This is a genomic window from Mesorhizobium sp. B4-1-3 (assembly GCF_006439355.1).
Lineage (GTDB): Bacteria > Pseudomonadota > Alphaproteobacteria > Rhizobiales > Rhizobiaceae > Mesorhizobium.
The window spans coordinates 1-19,763 of sequence record NZ_VFTG01000050.1 but is presented as its reverse complement, the minus strand read 5'-3'; the positions used below and the strand labels follow the sequence as shown (position 1 = coordinate 19,763).

Annotated in this window: 18 protein-coding genes and 1 pseudogene; 11 read left to right on the top strand and 8 right to left on the bottom strand. The window is 63.8% G+C overall.

Annotation, left to right across the window (positions count from 1 at the left end; translation table 11 throughout):
• The 3 genes and pseudogenes from FJW06_RS29800 to FJW06_RS29790 form a co-directional block, all read right to left on the bottom strand.
• Nucleotides 1–253: pseudogene (locus tag FJW06_RS29800) on the bottom strand (glutamine--fructose-6-phosphate aminotransferase); the annotation flags it as partial.
• A gap of 229 nt (nt 254–482) precedes the next feature.
• Complete coding sequence (gene glmU, locus FJW06_RS29795; protein ID WP_140757236.1) at nt 483–1,850, bottom strand: bifunctional UDP-N-acetylglucosamine diphosphorylase/glucosamine-1-phosphate N-acetyltransferase GlmU; 1,368 nt, start codon at nt 1,848–1,850, stop codon at nt 483–485.
• A gap of 149 nt (nt 1,851–1,999) precedes the next feature.
• The gene (locus FJW06_RS29790; protein WP_140757234.1) at nt 2,000–2,746 is read right to left on the bottom strand and encodes a cytochrome c biogenesis CcdA family protein; all 747 of its coding nucleotides are present in this window, start codon (nt 2,744–2,746) and stop codon (nt 2,000–2,002) included.
• A gap of 168 nt (nt 2,747–2,914) precedes the next feature.
• Here FJW06_RS29790 and FJW06_RS29785 point away from each other — a divergent pair, with 168 nt between their 5' ends.
• From FJW06_RS29785 to rpmG, 8 genes are all read left to right on the top strand, one after another.
• Nucleotides 2,915–3,292 (top strand): hypothetical protein, encoded by a 378-nt coding sequence (locus FJW06_RS29785; protein ID WP_140757232.1) that lies wholly within the window; start codon nt 2,915–2,917, stop codon nt 3,290–3,292.
• A 278-nt stretch (nt 3,293–3,570) separates the two neighbouring features.
• Entirely contained in the window at nt 3,571–6,138 is a 2,568-nt protein-coding gene (topA, locus tag FJW06_RS29780; RefSeq protein WP_140757230.1) for a type I DNA topoisomerase, read from the top strand.
• Between the two features lie 6 nt (nt 6,139–6,144).
• The gene (gene rnr, locus FJW06_RS29775; RefSeq protein ID WP_140757228.1) at nt 6,145–8,454 is read left to right on the top strand and encodes a ribonuclease R; all 2,310 of its coding nucleotides are present in this window, start codon (nt 6,145–6,147) and stop codon (nt 8,452–8,454) included.
• On the top strand, nt 8,454–8,900 hold the full coding sequence (locus tag FJW06_RS29770) for a DUF983 domain-containing protein (RefSeq protein WP_140757226.1): 447 nt from the start codon (nt 8,454–8,456) through the stop codon (nt 8,898–8,900). Before rnr ends, FJW06_RS29770 begins: the two co-directional genes overlap by 1 nt.
• An 88-nt stretch (nt 8,901–8,988) precedes the next feature.
• Nucleotides 8,989–9,729 (top strand): NUDIX hydrolase, encoded by a 741-nt coding sequence (locus tag FJW06_RS29765; protein WP_140757224.1) that lies wholly within the window; start codon nt 8,989–8,991, stop codon nt 9,727–9,729.
• A gap of 20 nt (nt 9,730–9,749) precedes the next feature.
• A complete protein-coding gene (locus FJW06_RS29760; protein WP_140757222.1) occupies nt 9,750–10,925 on the top strand; it encodes an MFS transporter in 1,176 nt (391 codons plus the stop codon).
• 294 nt (nt 10,926–11,219) lie between these two features.
• Nucleotides 11,220–11,678 (top strand): hypothetical protein, encoded by a 459-nt coding sequence (locus tag FJW06_RS29755; RefSeq protein ID WP_140757220.1) that lies wholly within the window; start codon nt 11,220–11,222, stop codon nt 11,676–11,678.
• 156 nt (nt 11,679–11,834) lie between these two features.
• Entirely contained in the window at nt 11,835–12,002 is a 168-nt protein-coding gene (gene rpmG / locus FJW06_RS29750; RefSeq protein WP_040995604.1) for a 50S ribosomal protein L33, read from the top strand.
• A 527-nt stretch (nt 12,003–12,529) separates the two neighbouring features.
• On the opposite strand, the gene FJW06_RS29740 is transcribed toward rpmG, so the two are convergent.
• The gene (locus FJW06_RS29740) at nt 12,530–13,903 is read right to left on the bottom strand and encodes a PleD family two-component system response regulator (RefSeq protein ID WP_140757218.1); all 1,374 of its coding nucleotides are present in this window, start codon (nt 13,901–13,903) and stop codon (nt 12,530–12,532) included.
• Nucleotides 13,904–13,934: 31 nt separating this feature from the next.
• Nucleotides 13,935–14,306 carry a response regulator gene (locus FJW06_RS29735; protein WP_040995610.1) on the bottom strand — a complete coding sequence of 124 codons (372 nt, stop codon included), beginning with the start codon at nt 14,304–14,306 and terminating at the stop codon, nt 13,935–13,937.
• A gap of 240 nt (nt 14,307–14,546) precedes the next feature.
• Between FJW06_RS29735 and FJW06_RS29730 the strand changes: the two genes are divergently transcribed.
• Entirely contained in the window at nt 14,547–14,846 is a 300-nt protein-coding gene (locus FJW06_RS29730) for a DUF3572 domain-containing protein (protein WP_140757237.1), read from the top strand.
• Complete coding sequence (locus FJW06_RS29725; RefSeq protein ID WP_140757216.1) at nt 14,843–15,496, top strand: hypothetical protein; 654 nt, start codon at nt 14,843–14,845, stop codon at nt 15,494–15,496. The genes FJW06_RS29730 and FJW06_RS29725 overlap by 4 nt, the downstream gene beginning before the upstream one ends.
• A 9-nt stretch (nt 15,497–15,505) precedes the next feature.
• On the opposite strand, the gene FJW06_RS29720 is transcribed toward FJW06_RS29725, so the two are convergent.
• Entirely contained in the window at nt 15,506–17,086 is a 1,581-nt protein-coding gene (locus FJW06_RS29720) for a DUF2125 domain-containing protein (RefSeq protein ID WP_140757214.1), read from the bottom strand.
• Between the two features lie 98 nt (nt 17,087–17,184).
• On the bottom strand, nt 17,185–17,760 hold the full coding sequence (locus FJW06_RS29715; protein WP_140757212.1) for a GNAT family N-acetyltransferase: 576 nt from the start codon (nt 17,758–17,760) through the stop codon (nt 17,185–17,187).
• A gap of 65 nt (nt 17,761–17,825) precedes the next feature.
• Here FJW06_RS29715 and FJW06_RS29710 point away from each other — a divergent pair, with 65 nt between their 5' ends.
• Nucleotides 17,826–19,154 carry a DNA polymerase IV gene (locus FJW06_RS29710; protein WP_140757210.1) on the top strand — a complete coding sequence of 443 codons (1,329 nt, stop codon included), beginning with the start codon at nt 17,826–17,828 and terminating at the stop codon, nt 19,152–19,154.
• Between the two features lie 4 nt (nt 19,155–19,158).
• Here FJW06_RS29710 and FJW06_RS29705 read toward each other — a convergent pair whose 3' ends face one another.
• Nucleotides 19,159–19,662: a hypothetical protein gene (locus FJW06_RS29705; protein WP_140757208.1), complete on the bottom strand. Its 504-nt coding sequence runs from the start codon at nt 19,660–19,662 to the stop codon at nt 19,159–19,161.
• Nucleotides 19,663–19,763: the final 101 nt, after the last annotated feature.

The window sequence follows — 19,763 nt, the reverse complement described above, 5'->3', positions numbered from 1 at the left end:
CGTTGGTCTCGTTGGGCACGCCGTGAGTGGCCCAGCGCGTGTGGCCGATGCCGATCGTGCCCTCGAGCGGCTCGTCCCTCAGCCGGCGCTCGAGATTGACGAGCTTGCCTTCGGCGCGGCGCCGGCCGAGCTCGCCCTTCTCGATGGTGGCGACGCCGGCCGAGTCATAACCGCGATATTCAAGCCGCTTCAGCGCGTCGACAATGAGCGGCGCGACTTGGCTTCGGCCGACGATTCCAACGATGCCGCACATGCGATAAACCCCCGATTCCCAGCGGAAAACCCAGCGTTATCTAGGCACTGCCGGCCTGCCGCGAAAGTCACTTTGCGTTTCGTTCCGTGTCATCGGAACGGTTCTTTGCCAATGCACGATGCCAGATCGCGCTTGCAATCCGGTTACCTCAACCGCTCGGGTTTTCAGGCCCTGGTTCCACTCGTTCATAGCTGCGCGAGTTGCGGCTTCCCTGAGGAGGCGCTGAAGATCATTCCGCGGCTTTCTTCCTCGCCGCGGCGGCCGAGGCGAAGCGTTCGCGCAACTCCTTGCCCTTGCCGGGGATCGTCTTCTGGCGGGCACGGCCGAAGGCCAGCGCGTCGTCGGGCACGCTTTCGGTGATGACGCTGCCGGAGGCGATGTAGCCGCCCTTGCCGATCGAGACCGGCGCCACCAGCGAGGAATTCGAGCCGACAAAGGCGCCCTCGCCGATATCGGTGAAGAATTTCGAGTAGCCGTCATAATTGCAGGTGATTGTGCCGGCGCCGATGTTGGCCGCGGCCCCCACGCGCGCATCGCCGATATAGGTCAGGTGGTTGACCTTGGCGCCTTCCTCGATCGTCGCCTGCTTGACCTCGCAGAAATTGCCGACCTTTGCCTTGTTTCGAAGATCCGCGCCCGGCCTGAGCCGCGCGAACGGTCCGACATCGCAATTGGACGCGATCGTTGCGCCCTCGATATGGCTGAAGGCGTGGATCTTGGCGCCCGACGCGATTCTGACGCCCGGCCCGAACCAGACATTCGGCTCGACGATCGTATCAGTGCCGATCTCGGTATCGTGCGAGAAATAGACGGTTTCGGGCGCGATCAGCGTAACGCCGGACAGCATCGCCTCGCGCCGCCGCCGTGCCTGCCAGATCGCTTCCGCCTCGGCAAGCTCGGCCCGGTTGTTGATGCCGAGCGCGCTTTCGAAGCTCGCTTCCGTCGCCACCACGTCGAGACCCTCCGCGCCGGCGATCTCGACGATGTCGGTCAGGTAGAATTCGCCCTTGGCGTTGTCGTTGCCGACCTTGTCGAGCAGCCGAAGCGCATGCTTGCCCGCCACCGCCATCATGCCGGCATTGCAGAAGCCGATTTTCTTCTCCTCGTCGGAGCAGTCTTTTTCCTCGCGAACGGCGACCAAGTGGCCATCTTTCTCGATCAGCCGGCCGTAGCCGGTCGGGCTAGGCGGGCGAAAGCCGATGACGGCCACGGCGGCGCCCGCCGCGAGCTTCTGCCGCGCGGCGGCCAGCGCTTGCGCATCGATCAGAGGCGTATCGCCGAACATGACGAGGACGTCGTCGTAATCCTTTGATATCGCTTCGCGAGCAGCGAGAACGGCATGCGCGGTGCCGAGCCGCTTCTCCTGCACGAAAGTCTCCGCCTTCGGCGCGAATTTCTGCGCCGCCTTGCGCATCTCGTCGGCGCCGTGGCCAATCACCAGCGCCAGCCCCGTGGCCCCGGCAGCCTCGGCTGCCTTCACGACGTGCGCCACCATCGGCAGGCCGGCGATGGCGTGCAGCACCTTCGGCACGGCGCTTTTCATGCGCGTGCCCTCGCCGGCGGCGAGGATGACGGACAGGCAGGTTCTCTGGCTCATGGATGGCAACCGTATAAAAGAGCTTGAATCAAAAGCATGCTAGCAGCCGGGTGATGCTGCACCAATGCGGTTAAATTCCGGTGAGACGGCAGAGCAGCTGCCTCTCAATCAGCAGGTCCATCGTTCGGCCCGACTCACTGGCGGCAAAATTACCCCAAGCGCCCCAGAACCGGAAAATTCTCCAGCAGCCAATAGGACGCGCTCTGTACGCCGCCGGTGAGGAAAAATACGCCGGCAACGACCAGTAGCGCGCCGATCGCCTTCTCGACGCGGCCGAGATGGACGCGGAACTTGCCGAGGAAGCGCATGAAGGCGCCGGAAAACAGCGCCGCGATCAGGAACGGAATGCCGAGGCCGAGCGAATAGGCGGCAAGCAGCAGCGCGCCTTCGCCCACCGTCTCGCGCCCGCCGGCCAAAGTCAGGATCGGCCCCAGCACGGGACCGATGCAGGGCGTCCAGCCGAAGGCGAACGCGAGCCCCATGATATAGGCTGCAACCATGTTGGCCGGCTTGCCCTGCGACTGGAAGCGCGCCTCGCGCGACAAAAGCGGAATGCGCAGGATGCCGAGGAAGTTGAGGCCCATGACGATGATCAACGCGCCCGCCACCATCGCCAGCGGTTCCTGCCAGACGCGCAGCAAGCGGCCGATGGTCGAGGCACCGGCGCCGAGCGCGACGAAGACGGTCGAGAAGCCGAGCACAAAGGCCAGGGAGGCATAGAGCAGTGCGCCGCGCGCGCCCTCGCGCGCCGTGATGCCGGCATGGCCGCGGAAATCATCGACCGAGACGCCGGCCATGTAGCAGAGATAGGGCGGCACCAGCGGCAGCACGCAAGGCGACAGGAACGAGATCGCCCCTGCCCCGACCGCGCTGACATAGCCGATGTCCAATGCCATCCAATGAGTCCTGATTATGCTGGCGTCGATATAGCGATGCGGGCACGCCCCTGCCAATCACCATTGTGCGGCACGTCGCCGCTTCGCCACGGAAGAAATAGCCGCGCCAGTGCGTTGTCGGGATACGAGCGCGCGATCGCCGCGCGCTCGTTCTCAGGGAGACCCATCATGAAATCGATCGCACTCGGGCTCGCCGCCCTTTTGCTCGGCACCCTCGCATCCCAAGCCGCCGAAGCCTGGAAGGAAGCCGAAGTCGGCGGCACTAAGATCTACACCGACGCCAAGGGCATGACGCTCTACACCTTCGACAAGGACGAGAAGGGCAAGTCCGATTGCTACGACAAATGCGCCGCCAACTGGCCGCCGCTGAAGGCCAAGGCGAGCGCGAAGACCGAAGGCGAATGGTCTGTCATCAAGCGCACCGACGGCACCCATATGTGGGCTTATGACGGCAAGCCGGTCTATACCTTCGTCAAGGACAAGAAGGCCGGCGACATGACTGGCGAAGGCGTCGCCGGCGCCTGGCACGTGGTCAAGGCTGATTGAACTCACGCAGTTGAACGCTTTGGCTGCCGGCACCCTCGATCCGGCAGCCAGTCGTCTTTTACCGGTCGTCCGCCCGGTTCGGGCGTGCATGCCTCCATCCGCAGAAAATGTGATCTTTGCCATACACTCTAAGAGTGTATCGCCGACGGCCGCTTCCCAAATTGGCCGCTTCCCCTTGACCGATTGCAAAAGCACGGCCATGTGAGCGACGAAAAGAGTGGGATTTCGTCGTGCGTCGCGGAGTTCTTCCGCCACCTCACAGCTGATTAAGAGACCTCATGGACGTCGTCGTCGTCGAATCGCCGGCCAAGGCGAAGACAATCAACAAGTATCTGGGCAAGAACTATAAGGTTCTGGCCTCGTTCGGCCATGTCCGCGATCTGCCGGCCAAGGACGGCTCGGTGCGGCCCGACGAGGATTTTGCCATGTCCTGGTCGGTCGACACCGCGTCCGGCAAGCGCCTCGCCGACATCGCCAAGGCGGTCAAGGATGCCGACGGCCTGATCCTCGCCACCGACCCGGATCGCGAGGGCGAGGCGATTTCCTGGCATGTGTTGGAAGTGCTGAAGCAGAAGCGCGCGCTGAAGGACAAGCCGGTCAGCCGCGTCGTCTTCAACGCCATCACCAAGGCCTCGGTGCTCGATGCCATGGCCAATCCGCGCCAGATCGACGCGCCGCTGGTCGACGCCTATCTCGCCCGCCGCGCGCTCGACTATCTCGTTGGCTTCACCCTGTCGCCGGTGCTGTGGCGCAAGCTGCCGGGCGCCCGTTCCGCCGGCCGCGTGCAGTCGGTGGCGCTGCGCCTGGTCTGCGACCGCGAATCCGAGATCGAGCGCTTCATCCGCGAGGAATACTGGCAGATCGCCGCCATCCTCGACACGCCGCGCAACGACAGCTTCGAGGCGCGGCTCACCGCCTATGCCGGCAAGAAGCTGCAGAAGCTCGACATCGCCAACAAGGCGCAGGCCGACGACATCAAGGCGATGCTGGAAGGCGCGACCTTCAAGGCACTGTCGGTCGAGGCCAAGCCCACCAAGCGCAATCCCGGCCCGCCCTTCACCACCTCGACGCTGCAGCAGGCCGCCTCCTCGCGGCTCGGTTTCTCGGCCAACCGCACCATGCAGGTGGCGCAAAAGCTCTATGAGGGCATGGATGTCGGCGGCGAGACCGCCGGACTCATCACCTATATGCGAACCGACGGCGTGCAGATGGCGCCCGAGGCGATCGAGGCTGCCCGCAACGCCATCGTCAGCGAATTCGGCGCGAAATACCTGCCGGAAAAGCCGCGTTTCTACACCACCAAGGCCAAGAACGCCCAAGAAGCCCACGAGGCGATCCGCCCGACCGATTTCAAGCGCACGCCGGCTTCGGTGCGGCAATATCTCGATGCCGACCAGGCCCGTCTCTACGAGCTGATCTGGAAGCGCGCCATCGCCAGCCAGATGCAGCCGGCCGAGATCGAGCGCACCACGGTCGAGATCGAGGCGGTCAACGGCGCCCGCACAGCGGAGCTTCGCGCGATCGGCTCGGTCATCCGTTTCGACGGCTTCATCGCCGCCTATACCGACCAGAAGGAAGAGGACGCGGAGGACGAGGAGAGCCGCCGCCTGCCTGAGATCCGTTCCGGCGAGCAGCTTGCCCGTCAGGCGATCAACGCCACCCAGCACACCACCGAGCCGCCGCCGCGCTATTCCGAGGCGTCGCTGATCAAGAAGCTGGAGGAGCTCGGCATCGGCCGTCCGTCGACCTACACCGCCATCCTGAAGACGCTCGAGGATCGCGACTACGTCACCATAGACCGCCGCAGGCTGGTGCCGCAGGCCAAGGGCCGGCTGCTCTCGGCCTTCCTCGAAAGCTTCTTCGAGCGCTATGTCGAATACGACTTCACTGCCTCTCTCGAGGAGAAACTCGACGAGATTTCCGACGGCAAGCTCGCCTGGAAGGACGTGCTGCGCGACTTCTGGAAGGATTTCTCCGGCGCGGTCGATGACATCAAGGAACTACGCGTCGCCGACGTGCTCGATGCGCTCAACGAAGAGCTCGCGCCGCTGGTGTTCCCGGAGCGCGAGGACGGCTCCAATCCGCGCATCTGCCCGAAATGCGGCACCGGCAATCTCTCGCTGAAGCTCGGCAAGTTCGGCGCCTTCGTCGGCTGCTCGAACTACCCGGAATGCTCCTATACCCGCCAGCTCGGCGACGCCGCCAATCCCAATGGCGAGAACGGCAATGGCGAGGACGGCGTCAAGCTGCTCGGCAAGGATCCTTATACGGCCGAGGAAATCACGCTGAGGAGCGGCCGGTTCGGCCCCTATATCCAGCGCGGCGAAGGCAAGGAGGCCAAGCGCTCGAGCCTGCCCAAGGGCTGGACGCCCGAGTCGATCGACCACGAGAAGGCGCTGGCGCTGCTGGCCCTGCCGCGCGACGTGGGAAAACATCCCGAGACCGGCAAGATGATCTCGGCCGGCCTCGGGCGCTACGGCCCGTTCGTGCTGCATGACGGCACCTACGCCAATCTGGAGAGCATCGAGGACGTGTTCTCGATCGGCCTGAACCGCGCCGTCTCGGTGATCGCCGAGAAGCAGCAGAAGGGCAAGGGCGGCCGCAACGGGGCCACGCCGGCGGCGCTGAAGGAGCTTGGCGACCATCCCGACGGCGGCGGCAAGATCGTCGTCCGCGACGGCCGCTACGGACCCTATGTCAATTACGGCAAGGTCAATGCGACGCTGCCCAAGGGCAAGGACCCGCAGTCGGTGACGATGGAAGAGGCGCTCGCCCTGATCGCCGAAAAGGAAGCCAAGGGCGGAGGCGGCAAGAAGCCTTTCCGCAGGGCGGCGAAGAAGGGGTAGCAGGACGTGGCGCGCAGGATCTCCGGAAGAAGCCACGGCGATCCGCGCCACGCCGACACGAGAGCCAAGGTGGTCAAGGACGATTACCGGCCCTCGCGTGACGAGATCCTGCGCTACATCGCCGAAAACCCCGACCGCTCCGGCAAACGCGAGATCGCCAAGGCCTTCGCGCTACGCGGCCAGGATCGCGTCTGGCTGAAGGACATGTTGCGCGACCTGCAGGATGAGGGTCTGCTGACCAAGGAGCGCAAGCGCCTTACCCGCGCCGGCGCCGTGCCGCACGTCGCTGTGCTCGATATTTTCGGCCGCGACGACGACGGAGCGCTCCTGGCCAGCCCGAGCGAATATACCGGCGCTGGTTCTCCGCCCGTCATTGCCATCCGCGTTTCCCGCGGCGCCAGCGGCCCCGTGCCCGGCATTGGCGACCGCGTGCTCGCGAAAACCTTCCCGACCGACGACCCGTCAGGCCCTGCCTATACCGGGCGGGTGATGAAGATCTTCGAGAAACGCAGCGACGCGGTGCTCGGCGTCTTCCGCGTGCTGAAGGACGGCACTTTCCGTATCGAGCCGGTCGAACGGCGCCAGCCGGAACTGATCGTCGACAAGGAATTCCAGAACGGCGCGAAAAACGGCGATCTCGTCGAGGTCGAGCCGGCGCGGGCCTCCCGTTACGGACTGCCCAGGGCAAAGGTGCTGGCGGTGCTGGGATCCTTGAGCAGCGAGAAGGCGGTCTCGATGATCGCCATCCACGCCCATGACATCCCCCATGTCTTTCCGGCCGACGTGATCGCCGAGGCCGATGCGGTGAAGCCGGCGACGCTCGATCACCGCGAGGACTGGCGCGACCTGCCGCTGGTGACCATCGATCCGGCCGACGCCAAGGACCACGACGACGCTGTCTTCGCCACGCCCGACACGGACGAGAAGAATCCCGGAGGCGTCGTCGTCACCGTGGCGATCGCCGATGTCGCGGCCTATGTGCGCTATGGAAAACCGCTCGATCGCGAGGCGTTGAAGCGCGGCAATTCGGTCTATTTCCCGGATCGCGTCGTGCCGATGCTGCCCGAACGCATCTCGAACGACCTCTGCTCGCTCCGCGAAGGCGAGGACCGGCCGGCCATCGCCGTGCGGATGACCTTTTCCTCCGAAGGCCGCAAACTCAGGCATTCCTTCCACCGCGTCATGATGAAGTCGGCGGCCAAGCTCGCCTATCCGCAGGCGCAGGCCGCGATCGACGGCGTGCCCGACGACAAGACGCGGCCGCTTCTCGAAAGCGTCCTGAAACCGCTCTGGGACGCCTATGCCGTGCTGAAGCGCGGCCGCGACGCCCGCCAGCCACTGGAGCTCGACCTGCCGGAGCGCAAGATCCTGCTCAAGCCCGACGGCACCGTCGACAGGGTCGTCGTGCCGGAGCGACTCGACGCGCATAAGCTCATCGAGGAGTTCATGATCCAGGCCAATGTCTCGGCCGCCGAGACCCTGGAGGGCAAGAAGGAGCCCCTCGTCTATCGCATTCATGACGCTCCGTCGCTCGCCAAGCAGGAATCGCTGCGTGAGTTCCTGCAAACGCTCAGCCTGTCCCTCGCGCGCGGCGCGCAGATCCGGCCCAGCCAGTTCAACGGCATTCTGGAACGGGTGCGCGGCGCCGATAACGAGGCGCTGGTCAACGAAGTGGTGCTGCGCTCTCAGAGCCAAGCCGAGTATTCGCCGAAGAACATCGGCCATTTCGGCCTCAACCTCAGGCGCTACGCGCATTTCACCTCGCCGATCCGTCGCTATGCCGATCTGATCGTGCACCGCGGGCTGATCTCCGCGCTTGGACTTGGGCCTGGCGGCCTGACGCAGCAGGAGGCGGACCGGCTGGAAGAGGTCGCCGCGCTGATCTCGGCCACGGAACGGCGCGCCATGGCCGCCGAGCGCGATACGGTCGACCGGCTGATCGCCGCCTATCTCGCCGAGCGCTTCAACGACACGTTCGACGCGCGCATTTCCGGCGTCGCAAAGGCGGGACTCTTTGTCCAATTGCCGCAGTACGGGGCCGACGGCTTTATTCCGGTGTCAACTCTGGGCGGCGACTACTATATCTACGACGAAACCGCCCGATCACTGTGCGGGGAACGCACCGGCAAAGGCTATCAGCTTGCCGACCGCGTCGAAGTCCGGCTGGTCGAGGTCGCGCCGATGGCCGGCGCGATGCGTTTCGAGATGCTGACCGACCCCAAGCCCCTGCCCGGCTCGAGGCGGTCGTTCCACAAGGCCAAGGGCCGCGCCCGCGCGTCGCAATCGCGCGTGGGACCGCGCGGCAGGAGACGGTAATGCCAAGTAACTTCCAGACGGAAGAACAGGTTTTCGGCGGCGAGCATCATTCGGGCCGTGTCACCCGTCCACTGTGGACGGCGATCAAGCGCGGCCTGCGCGGCCGCTGCCCGCATTGCGGCGAAGGCAAGCTGTTTTACGCCTTCACCAAAACTGTCGAGACGTGCAGCGTCTGTGGTGAGCAGATTCATCACCATCGCGCCGACGATCTTCCTGCTTATCTGGTCATCGTCATCGTCGGCCACATCGTGCTCGGCGCCTTCATGGCGGTGGAGGCGACCGCCACGCTGTCGAACTTACAGCACGCGCTGATCTGGGTGCCGCTGACCATCATTCTCGCGCTCGCGCTTTTGCAGCCGGTCAAAGGCGCTGTCATCGGACTGCAATGGGCGCTCTATATGCACGGCTTCGGCGACGAGAAGGACGAATTCGAGGGCCATTCATAGGCTAGGTTGCACCGCTGTCCGCCCTGGTTCAAAGGCCGCGACGCGCAAGCCACTTTCACATCAAGGAAGTTTCCGCTAGGTCGAGCGCATGGAAGGAATGACCAAGGCGGATGTCGACAAGCTCGATAAGGGCCTGGCCGTGCGCAGCGGCCGGGCATTGCGTCCGCGCGATGCCGCGACCCTCATTCTGCTCGATCGCCGGGACAAGGACGTTCTGGTGCTGATGGGCCGGCGCCATGCCGGGCATGCCTTTATGCCCGGGAAATTCGTCTTTCCCGGCGGCCGCACCGATCCCGCGGACAGCCGCATTCCCGTCGCTGCGCCTCTGCGCGGCGAAGAAGAAGAGAAACTGGTCGCCGGCCCCGGCCAAGCCAGCGCGGCGCGGGCGCGGGCAATCGCCCTGTCGGCGATTCGCGAAACCTATGAGGAAGCCGGCCTGCTGATCGGCCGTAAGGGCGCCTTCTCGACCGCGAAGCGCGACTGGCAAGGCTTCGCCGAACATGGCGTTATCCCATCGCTGGACGTGCTCCGCTTCGTCGCCCGCGCCATCACCCCGCCAAACCGCGTGCGCCGTTTCGATACGCGTTTCTTCAGCGCCTGGCGCGATGACGTTGCCGTGGAACTGCCTGGCGGAGGCCCGACCAACGAACTCGAGGAACTCGTCTGGCTGCCGCTTGCCGATGCCCGGAAGGCCGATATCCCCGACATTACCGGCATGATCCTGGAAGAACTGGAAGGCCGGCTTGCCGACGATCCCTTGCTGCGGCCGGGGGGTGCCGTGCCGTTCTTCCGGCTCGTCCGCAACCGCTTTGTCCGCGAAGTCCTTTAGAAGCAGAGCATTTTGATCCCATGACGGTCGATACCCAACAGCAGGGCGACGAACGCGTACACTGGCTGCCGATGGTCGCGGCGATCTCCTCGATCAGCGTCGTCGGCATCGCGATCGGCCTCGGCATGCCGCTGCTCAGCGTCATTCTGGAAAGCCGCGGCCATTCCGCTTCGATGATCGGCCTCAACACCGCCGTCGCCGGCCTCGCCTCGATCGCGGGCGCGCCTCTTGCCACGCCGCTTGCCATGCGGCTCGGCGTCGCCTGGACGATGCTTTTGATGATCGCCATCGGCGCGCTCGCCTTTGTCGGCTTCCATTTCGCGCCGGATTTCTGGATGTGGTTTCCGCTCCGCGTCGCCCTGCACATCTCGCTGACGGTGCTGTTCATCCTGTCGGAATTCTGGATCAGCACCTCCGCCCCGCCGAGCCGCCGCGGGCTTGTGCTTGGCATCTACGCCACCGTTTTGTCGCTCGGCTTCGCCGCCGGACCCTGGCTGTTCGCCCATCTCGGCAGTTCGGGCTTCCTGCCATTCGGCGTTACCATAGCGCTGGTCACGCTTGCCGCCATTCCGGTGCTTGCGGCGCGCAACGAGAGCCCGACCATCGTCGCCGACAGCGAGACCAGCCATTTTCTGCGCTACATCTGGCTGGTGCCGACCGCGACCTTCGCCGTGCTTGTCTTCGGCGCGGTCGAGACCGGCGGTTTCTCGCTATTCCCTATCTATGGCAGCCGGATCGGCTATTCCGAAGCCGACGCAGCGCTTCTGCTGACGATGATCGGGCTTGGCAACGTGCTCCTGCAGATCCCGATCGGCATGATCAGCGACCGTGTCTCGGACCGTCGCTACCTGCTTCTGGCCTGCGCCACCGTCGGCCTTATCGGCACCGTCTTCATGCCGTTCTTCGCGCAGAACTGGCATCTGATGGCCGCCCTTCTGTTCGTCTGGGGCGGCGTCGTCGCCGCCATGTACACGATCGGCCTTGCTCATCTCGGCTCGCAGCTTTCAGGCCATGAGCTGGCATCGGCAAATGCCGCCTTCGTGCTTTGCTACGGGGTCGGGATGGTGATCGGCCCGCAGGCGATCGGCATCGGCATGGACGCCTTCGGCCCCTCGGGCTTCGGCTGGTCGCTGGCCGTCTTCTTCGCCGCCTACATGCTTCTGGTCCTGTTCCGGCTGGTGCGCAAGATTCTCTAGAGCAATTCCAGGAAAAGTGTGATCGGTTTTCCGTCCGGAATTGCGTAAAAACAAAGAGATAGAGCGGTTCGCCGTTTCCGTGAAACGGTGAAACGCTCTAATGCATGTCGCCCAGAAGTGTTCAGCGGTTCTGGACAACGACATGCATCAAAACAAAGACTGAAGCGCGTCGCCTGAATCCGTTTCTGCGCGACGCGCTCCAGGCGAATGTCCTGAACGTCGGGCATCCTGACATCACCGTGTCAGCAGCACCCCTGCTATACCCTGCCTCAAACGCTAGGTAGGAGAATTGCGATGATCGACAGCGGCTTCGAAACCAGATCCCTCAGGATGGAACTGCTTCTGCTCGTCACGTTCCAGGCGCCGGCCGCCGATGTCGAGCGCATCATGGAGGCCGTGGTGGCGATCACGCCGCTGCGCATGGGCAAGTATGACGCCAACGCCTTTCAGTCGGCGCAAGGCATCGAGCGCTACCGTCCGCTCGAAGGCGCAGCCGCCGGCGCCGAGACGGAATTGCGCCGGCGGCCCGGCACTGTCGAAGTTTCGTTCGAGATCGCCGACGACCAGGCGCTCGCCGCCCGTGTCGTGGAGGCGATATTCCAGGCCCATTCCTACCAGGAGCCCGTCATCCGCATCCAGCCGTTGCTCGCCAGCCGTTCCAAGGGCCTGGATGACCGTGCCAATCCGAACCGCTGGTGGAACACGACGGGAGACTGGAAAAAGAAGGGGCAGCTGGTCGAGCATAGCGCCTGAAGCGGCGAAATCGGCCATGCCGAAATAAGGCGAGGGCAGCGCCCGGGCTTGACTTTCCGGGCGCATTCTTTATGTCTCGCGCCAAGTTTCCCGCGTCCGGGTGTTTTCCCCGTGCTCCAGCGGCCAAAACTCCACGAACATTAACGGACGAACATCATGGCCAAAGCCGCAAACATCAAGATCAAGCTTCTGTCGACCGCCGACACCGGGTTCTTCTACGTGACAAGCAAGAACAGCCGTACCAAGACGGACAAGCTTTCGTTCCGCAAGTACGATCCGATCGCCAAGAAGCACGTCGAATTCAAGGAAACCAAGATCAAGTAATCTGGTTATCCCGAGAAATCAAAACGCCGCCCTTCGGGCGGCGTTTTTGTTTTGGAACGAACTCCAGGAAAGGTCCGACACGGTCCTCCGGCACGAATTGCGTCATGCTCTGCGCAAGGTTCCGATTGCGGTTTGTGTAGAAAAGGGGGCCGGTCGGCGTTTGGCAGCGGTACGAGGAGGCCACTATGTGCCAGCGCCGGCCGGCCGACCCCACGGACCCAGGAGATGCGGCGGACCTGAGCATCATGGGGTATTTTTGGATCGAGCCGGCCAGTCTACCCTCGTGCCGGCCACGTCTTCTGTCTATGCGACGCAGATTTGCGCAAGACCTTATAAAAATCAACCATTTCTTAACCACCGCTCGCGAATCGCTTGGGTTAAGGTAAATTTGTAACCTTATTCAGACCGCCGGGAATCGGCGCCTCCCAAGCATCTCTCCCGAAAGTAGGAACCGATCTTGGGGCAAAGACATGCGCGAGGCTGAAATATAAAGCGTATGAGCAAACCCTGAAAGATCGCGAAGCGCTTCAGGCAGCCTTGGCGACCACCCGGTTGCGGCCGCCGCTTTTGGCTTCATAGAGCGCAAGGTCGGCGCGCTTCATCAGCGCCGCGACGCTGTCGGTCCCTTTCAGCAGCGAGGACACGCCGACGCTCACCGTGACCTCGATGGTCTTGCCGTCTTTGCCGACCGCAAACGGCGCCTGCGCGATCTCGGCGCGGATGCGCTCGGCCACCTTCTCGGCGACCGCGCCCTCGGTATCCGGCATCACCACGACGAACTCCTCGCCGCCGAACCGGCAGGCGAGATCGATGCCACGCACATTCTTGCGCAGCCGCCTGGCGAATTCGCGCAGCACATCGTCGCCACCGTCATGGCCATACGTGTCGTTGATCGACTTGAAGCGATCGAGATCGGTGATCATCACCGACAGCGGCCGCCGCCGCGCCACGGCGCGATCGAACAGAGTCTGCAGATGGCTGTCGAGATAGCGCCGGTTGTGCAGCCCGGTCAGTCCGTCGATCACGGCCATCTCGATCGTCTGGGCGACACTGGCGCGCAACTGGTCGTTATAGCGTTTGCGCCGCACTTGCGTGCGCAGGCGCGCCGTCAGCTCGTGCTGGTCGATCGGCCGGATCAGGTAGTCGTTGATGCCGAGCTCCAGGCCGCGCAGGATGCGGCTCTCCTCGCCCTCGTCGGCGAGCAGCATGATCGGCAGGAAGCGGGTGCGGTCGAGCGAACGCAGCTGCGAGCAGAGCCTCAGCGCATCGAAGTCGGAGAAGGCAGTCGAGATCAGCACGCATTCATACGGCGTCTCGGCCGCTTGGAAGAAGCCCGCATTCGGATCGGTCGCGACATCGAGCTCGGCACTGTTGCGCAGCATCTTCTGGATGCGTTCGACGGAAGATTTGCGCTCGTCGATGAGGAGCACTTTCGGCTTGGCGTCTCCGGTCGCGAAATCGCGGCTCAGAAGCTCTTCGATGCCGATGTTGCGCGTGGTCGAGGCGCGCAACCTGAGCTCGTCGGTCAGCGATTTCAGCCTGACGAGGCTCTTCACGCGCGTCATCAGCTGCAGGTCGTTGACCGGCTTGGTCAGGAAATCGTCCGCGCCCGCCTCGAGGCCGCGCACGCGGTCCGACACCTGGTCGAGCGCTGTGATCATGACGACGGGGATATGCGAGGTCGCCGGATCGCTCTTCAGGCGTCTGCACACCTCGAACCCGTCCATGTCGGGCATCATCACGTCGAGCAGCACGACATCGACCTTGCCGTTCTCGCAGGTCTCGATCGCATCTGGACCGTTATTGGCCGTCAGCACCTCGAAATACTCGGCAAGCAGTCGAACCTCCAGCAGCCGCACATTGGCGGGGATATCGTCGACGACGAGGATCCGCGCTGTCATCGAAAAACTCCGGTTCTGCTGGTCTCAGGCATCAGGCGTCGCCCAGATAGGATTTGATCGTCTCGATGAAGCGCGGCACCGAGATCGGCTTGGAGATATAGGCTTCGCAGCCGCCCTGGCGGATGCGCTCCTCATCGCCCTTCATGGCGAACGCGGTGACGGCAATGACCGGAATCGAATGCAGCTCGTCGTCTTCCTTCAGCCATTTCGTCACTTCCAGGCCGGAGACTTCGGGCAATTGGATGTCCATCAGGATGAGATCCGGCCGGTGCTGGCGGGCGAGATCCAGCGCCTCCAGCCCGTTGCGTGTGCGGACCGTGTCGTAACCGCTGGCTTCGATGAGGTCCCGAAAGAGCTTCATGTTGAGCTCGTTGTCCTCGACGATCATGACCTTCTTAGCCATCAGTTTCCCGTCCCGGCCGCCCTCGAAGCCGAGGACGATCGCAATGCGTCCCCTTCGGACCGCACCCAACCCTTTTCCACTCTAGCCCAATATGATTGACGAAACGGAAACCGGAGGTTGGAAAGCTGCACCAATTTCCACCTTCGGACGTTGCACGGGAGAGAGCGGAGGCTTGCCGCAAGCGACGCTTGCCGTTACTGCGAAAGGAGACTCAAAAAATCCACCATTCCAAAGGTAATGATGGCGAACGCAGCGTCAATGCGCGAGGAAGCGGAAACCATTGCCGTCAAGGCGTTGGGCTTCGTCGCCGCCGATCCGGAACTTCTGCCGCGCTTCCTGGCGATCACCGGCATCGAGGCGAACTCGATCCGCAGGGCCGCCGCGGAGCCCGGTTTCCTCGCCGGCGTCCTGCAATTCATCCTGGCCCACGAGCCGACGCTGCTGCGCTTCGCCGAGGAGACCGGCACGCCGCCGGCCGCCGTCGGCAACGCATTGCGCGCGCTCCCGCTCGGCAACGACGATCACGAGCGTTCGACATGAGCGACGATCCCGAGACGGCGCGGCAGATCGAAGAGCTTGCCGCCGACAACCGGCCGCTGCTGGTGCTCGACGTCGACGATGTCGTGCTCGAATTCGTCCGGCCCTTCCCGCATTTCCTGAAAACGCGCGGCTTCGGACTGACGCTGGCTTCCTTCCGATTGACCGGCAACATCGCCGAAACCGCAACCGGGCGGCTGATCGAACAGCCGGAAGTGACGGCGCTGCTTGGCGATTTCTTTGACACCCAGGCGGATTGGCAAAGCCTCACCGAGGGCGCGGCGGACGCCCTGGCGATGCTTGGACAAGGCGCCGAGATCGTCATGCTGACCGCCATGCCGCACAAGCACCGCGCCGTGCGCCGCGCGCATCTCGATGCGCTGGGGCTCGACTACCCGCTGCTGACGACGGAGATGGCCAAGGGGCCGGCCATTGCGAAACTGCGCGGCCTTAAAGGCCGGCCGGTCGCCTTCGTCGACGACCAGCCCTCCAACCTGGTCTCGGCGCGCAACTCCGTGGCGGACGCCCATCTTTTCCATCTGATGGCCGACAACGCGCTGCGCGCCTTCCTGCCGCCGACGCCGCAAGACATCATCTCGGTCGAGGACTGGCGCGAGGCGGGACCCAAGATCGCCGGCGCTCTCGGGCTTTAGCTCAGACGCTCAGGGCTGGAGCTTCGCGCCGGCCCCGCCATTGTCGCCGCCGTCGGAATCGTCGCCCCCGGTGGAATCATCCGTTCCGTTGGCGCCGTCGTCGCCTGAGTTGTCATCCTGACCCGCACTGTCGTCCTGAGCGGCATCCGGGCCTTTCAGCATGGCGCCATTCACCTTGACCGAACCGTCGGCTTTCGTGTCGATCACCCATTCCAGGCGGCCATCCGGCAGTGTCTTGCCAAAACCCTTGACGGCAAGCGCGAACGGGAAGGCTTGCGCCATCTGCTCATCGCTCTTGGCCGCTTCCTTCAGGGCATCGACGATCTTGTCGTAGCCGCCGATGTCTATGGTCACGCTCCCATCTGGCTTCTTGCTATCCGGGAAAAACACCTCGCCTTCCATGGCGACTTCGATATCGCCATTCTTCACCGTCGAGTGCTTGAACACGACTTTGGGCTTCTTGGCCTTGAAATCGTTGACCAAGGCCTTGCCGAATTCATCCGGCAGCGGCGGATTCTTATTGAGATCAAAGGCTTCGATCGTCTTCCTGGCCATCGTATCGAGATCGATATTGGCGCCGCCGAAGTTGAGGTCGATGTCCGTCGGCAACAGCGGCACCGTCCATTCAGGCAGGGTCTGATGCGGGATCGTCAGCCCGGAGGCCTTGATCGAGTAATCGACCTTGCCGTTCTGGGAGACGCCGTCCATGCCGAATGCGGTGCTGAATTGCTTCGCCCCGAATTCGCCGATAGGGCTTTCCACAATAAAATCCTTGAAGCCGTAGTTGCCGTCGACCCGTTGCCAGATCGGCAGCGCGGCCAGCATCAGCGATTTGAGCTCGGCCTGGTTCGCCTTGAGCTTGGCCTCGTCTTCATTGGCCACGGCAAAGGCGAGCAGGTCGAGCAGCGGCTTGGTCCGCACATCTTTGCCGTTTGCGTCCACCGAAAGCTCCGGCGTTTTCAAGGTGAGCGGAAAGTTCATCCCGTTGTCGGGATCGTTCACCTTGATCGTCTCGACGAAGTCCGCGACCTTTTGCGTGGCCGTGAAGTCGACACCGCCATTGGCGGACTTGGTCGCCGTCACGGTGGCGGTGCCGGCGCCGGTCGAGACATCGGCCTGCTGCTTGGCTTCCCGCGACGTCATGGTCATCCCGGCCAATGAGCTGGTCGCGTTGGTGAAGGCCGCAAGGGCCGGATCGTAGACGCTGGTCAACTTGCCGTCCTTGATCGTGAAGTCCATGCTCTGACGGCCCTGCGGCCCATCGAATTCGAAGGACGCGCCCTGCGAGAAATTCGACGAGACATCCCATGATCCGTCGCTGCGCGGCTTCACCATCAGCGCGTATGGCGCCATGTCGAATTTCAGGAGCTTCTGCTCCGGCAGCACATTGACGAGCGCCTTGATGTCGAGCGCAATCTTGTAGGCGTCGCCCTCGACGGAAACCTTGAGCACACCCTTGTCGAAGGCCTGCTTGCCAAAATAGCGCGCCAGATTGTCGGACAGCTCTTTGGCGCCCTGATTGTCGACGGTCTGGGCAAAGGCGGGCGCGCTGAGCGCAAGGGCAAAGGCAAGTGGCAAAATACGCTTCACGTTGGTTCTCCGTTGTCCCGGAAGAATGATTGGTGCTTCTGGTAGGCAAGAAGCGTTACAGCCGCAAGACGCCGACTGTAGGCCAAAAGGGCATCCGGCTAAAGCACCAGCCGCATCAGCGGCCGGCCGGGCTTGCGCTCCACAAGCCTTTCGAAGCCGGCCTTCTCGAACACGCGCGACGAGCCGACGAAAAGCCCGATCGAACGCGAATCGCGCGACAGGTCGATCGGGCAGGCTTCGAGCAATCTGGCGCCGTTCTCGCGGGCGAAGGCGATGCCGCCCTCGACGAGGCGATGCGTGATACCGCGGCCCCTCGCCTTGACGCGGATGAAGAAGCACGAGATCGCCCAGACGCCCGGGTCGCCGGCATCAGCAGGATCGAGCGGCGCCGAGCCCCTCCCCTGATTGTTCCATTCGGGCACGTCGGCGCGCGGGCCGACCTGCATCCAGCCGACGGCCTTGCCGTCCTCGAAGGCGAGAAGGCCCGGCGGCGGGCCGGCCTCGATTCGCGCTTTGATAAGGTCCTTGTTGCGCTCCTTGTCGCTGGCGCGGCGCTCCGCCGGCGCCAGCCGGAAATGCGTGCACCAGCAGCCGTAACAGGCGCCCTGCTTGCCGAACAGATCCTCGAAATCGGCCCAGCGCTCAGGGGTCAGTGGTGCTATGGTCGTGCTCATGCGTTCTCCCCAGGCCAAGCTTGTTGCCGGCCCTGCGCTGTCGTACCATTGCGTTTGTTCTCTTTATGTTCGCAGCGATGGCGGCTCCTGTCAACAATCCCGAACACGGTTTTTGCCGTGACTGCCTGGCGCTCCAGCGCTCGCAGACGCATCGCTGCGATCGCTGCGGCAGCCCGCGTCTTGTCCGCCACACCGAACTCTACCGGCTCAAGATTGCCCACATCGATTGCGACGCTTTCTACGCGGCGATCGAAAAGCGTGACAATCCGGCGCTGAAGGACAGGCCAGTCATCGTCGGCGGCGGCCGGCGCGGCGTCGTCTCCACCGCCTGCTACATTGCCCGCATCCAGGGCGTCCGCTCGGCCATGCCGATGTTCAAGGCGCTGGAACTCTGCCCCGAAGCGGTGGTGATCCCACCTGACATGGAAAAATATGTTGGGGTCGGTCGCCAGATCCGCGCGCTGATGCAGGCACTGACGCCGCAGGTTGAGCCGTTGTCGATAGACGAGGCCTTTCTCGACCTTGCCGGCACCGAGCGGCTGCACGGCATGCCGCCGGCGCTGGTGCTGGCGCGCTTCGCCCAGACGGTTGAAAGGGAACTCGGCATCACCGTTTCGGCCGGCCTCTCCTACTGCAAGTTCCTGGCCAAGATCGCTTCGGATTTCCGCAAGCCACGCGGCTTTTCGGTGATCGGCGAGGCTGAGGCGCCAAGCTTCCTCGCCGCGCAGCCGGTGACGATGATCTGGGGCGTGGGCAAGGCGCTGGCCGCAACGCTGGAGCGTGACGGCATCCGCATGATCGCGCAATTGCAGCGCATGGAACGCGGCGACCTGATGCGCCGCTATGGCGTGATGGGCGACCGGCTCTATCGGCTGTCGCGCGGCGAGGACGATCGCCCGGTCGATCCCGACGGCGATGCCAAAAGCGTGTCGGCCGAGACCACCTTCGACACCGACATCGCCGCCCTGGCGGAGCTGGTGCCGGTGCTGCGCGGCCTGTCGGAAAAGGTCTCGGCGCGGCTGAAGAAATCCGGCATCGCCGGGCGCACCGTGGTGCTCAAGCTCAAGACGCAGGATTTCAAGACGCGCACCCGCAACCGCCAGCTCGGCGATCCGACCCGACTGGCCGACCGCATTTTCCAGACCGGACTCGACCTGCTGCGCCGCGAGGCCGACGGCACCAAATTCCGCCTGCTCGGCATCGGCGTCAGCGATCTCTCCGGTGACGAAAAGGCCGATCCGCCGGATCTGGTCGACCTGCAATCGCGCAAGCGCGCGCTGGCCGAAGGCGCGATGGACACGTTGCGCGACAAGTTCGGCAGGAAAGCCGTCGAGACCGGTTATACATTCGGCAAGGGCCGCGCCGCCAATCCGCCCGAGCCGCTTGAAGAGTGAAGCATCAGCTGCGCTTCAGATCGATCCGGCTCGTCACCACCATCTTGCCGGTCGCCGGATCCATGTCGGTCACCGTCATGCGCATGTTGTCCGGCCCGACCTTCTCGACCGTCAGCTCCGCGTCGCGATCGCCATTGACGATCTTCGCCCAATGGATGTCGAGATTGATCGCGTCGCCCTTGCGGCTTCCGCTGAGCCCCGCGGGTCCGCTGCGCGAACCGATATAGGTGCCGGTGTAGTTCCCACCGCTGACCTTCAGGTCGGCGCGGATTTCGCGCGACATGATCAGCAGCGCGCGGCAGGTGCCGTCAAGCGACAGCGAGTTCGCCGTCGCATCCGAGGTGAAGGTGCAATTGATGTTCATCACCGGCGTGTTGGTCCTGATCCTGACCGTTCCCTTGCCGGAGAACTTTCCCTGCAGCGAGCGCAGAAAAGCCGCCTCGTCGGCATGCGCGCCCGTCGAACACAAAAGGCAGGCGGCGGCCAGCACGGCGGCAGTCGATTTCATCAAGGCGTTCCCCTCTGGCGATCGCTAGGCTGCAGTGACAATTTAACGGTTTGGGATTCCCATCGCGAGGCAAATCAGATTCAAGGCTGACTTTTGGAGGT

Excerpts from the sequence above, each read along its gene's own strand:
- glmU (WP_140757236.1), bottom strand. The coding sequence starts at position 1,850 with ATGAGCCAGAGAACCTGCCTGTCCGTCATCCTCGCCGCCGGCGAGGGC.
- FJW06_RS29790 (WP_140757234.1), bottom strand. The coding sequence starts at position 2,746 with ATGGCATTGGACATCGGCTATGTCAGCGCGGTCGGGGCAGGGGCGATC.
- FJW06_RS29785 (WP_140757232.1), top strand. The coding sequence starts at position 2,915 with ATGAAATCGATCGCACTCGGGCTCGCCGCCCTTTTGCTCGGCACCCTC.
- topA (WP_140757230.1), top strand. The coding sequence starts at position 3,571 with ATGGACGTCGTCGTCGTCGAATCGCCGGCCAAGGCGAAGACAATCAAC.
- FJW06_RS29770 (WP_140757226.1), top strand. The coding sequence starts at position 8,454 with ATGCCAAGTAACTTCCAGACGGAAGAACAGGTTTTCGGCGGCGAGCAT.
- FJW06_RS29765 (WP_140757224.1), top strand. The coding sequence starts at position 8,989 with ATGGAAGGAATGACCAAGGCGGATGTCGACAAGCTCGATAAGGGCCTG.
- FJW06_RS29760 (WP_140757222.1), top strand. The coding sequence starts at position 9,750 with ATGACGGTCGATACCCAACAGCAGGGCGACGAACGCGTACACTGGCTG.
- FJW06_RS29755 (WP_140757220.1), top strand. The coding sequence starts at position 11,220 with ATGATCGACAGCGGCTTCGAAACCAGATCCCTCAGGATGGAACTGCTT.
- rpmG (WP_040995604.1), top strand. The coding sequence starts at position 11,835 with ATGGCCAAAGCCGCAAACATCAAGATCAAGCTTCTGTCGACCGCCGAC.
- FJW06_RS29740 (WP_140757218.1), bottom strand. The coding sequence starts at position 13,903 with ATGACAGCGCGGATCCTCGTCGTCGACGATATCCCCGCCAATGTGCGG.
- FJW06_RS29735 (WP_040995610.1), bottom strand. The coding sequence starts at position 14,306 with ATGGCTAAGAAGGTCATGATCGTCGAGGACAACGAGCTCAACATGAAG.
- FJW06_RS29730 (WP_140757237.1), top strand. The coding sequence starts at position 14,547 with ATGGCGAACGCAGCGTCAATGCGCGAGGAAGCGGAAACCATTGCCGTC.
- FJW06_RS29725 (WP_140757216.1), top strand. The coding sequence starts at position 14,843 with ATGAGCGACGATCCCGAGACGGCGCGGCAGATCGAAGAGCTTGCCGCC.
- FJW06_RS29715 (WP_140757212.1), bottom strand. The coding sequence starts at position 17,760 with ATGAGCACGACCATAGCACCACTGACCCCTGAGCGCTGGGCCGATTTC.
- FJW06_RS29710 (WP_140757210.1), top strand. The coding sequence starts at position 17,826 with ATGTTCGCAGCGATGGCGGCTCCTGTCAACAATCCCGAACACGGTTTT.
- FJW06_RS29705 (WP_140757208.1), bottom strand. The coding sequence starts at position 19,662 with ATGAAATCGACTGCCGCCGTGCTGGCCGCCGCCTGCCTTTTGTGTTCG.